The organism is Sedimentibacter sp. B4, assembly GCF_000309315.1.
Taxonomy (GTDB): domain Bacteria; phylum Bacillota; class Clostridia; order Tissierellales; family Sedimentibacteraceae; genus Sedimentibacter; species Sedimentibacter saalensis.
The window spans coordinates 1-241 of sequence record NZ_CANG01000674.1; the positions used below are offsets into that span (position 1 = coordinate 1).

Consider the following 241-nt stretch of genomic DNA (forward strand, 5'->3'; position numbering starts at 1 on the left):
TCCTTCACCCCGCTGCCCAAGACCGCACAGGCGCTCACCCTGTGCTGGGGCGTGCAGTCCTACGTCACGCCCGAGTACACCGATACCGACGCGATGGTCGAGTCGGTGCAGACGGCGCTGACCGAGACCGGGTTCGTCCAGCACGGCGACCACGTCGTGATCGTGGCCGGCAACCCCGGCCGGCACTCGCGCCAGACCAACTCGCTGCGGGTCTACGAGATGGACTGATCTTTGGTCTATT

The 241-nt window shown here is 66.0% G+C and carries 1 protein-coding gene; it reads left to right on the forward strand.

Going from position 1 to position 241, the window contains the following annotated elements; all coding sequences use genetic code 11:
- On the forward strand, window positions 1-228 hold a 228-nt coding region (locus BN358_RS24085), incomplete at its 5' end, for a pyruvate kinase alpha/beta domain-containing protein (protein ID WP_304412796.1).
- Between the last annotated feature and the right edge of the window lie 13 nt (window positions 229-241).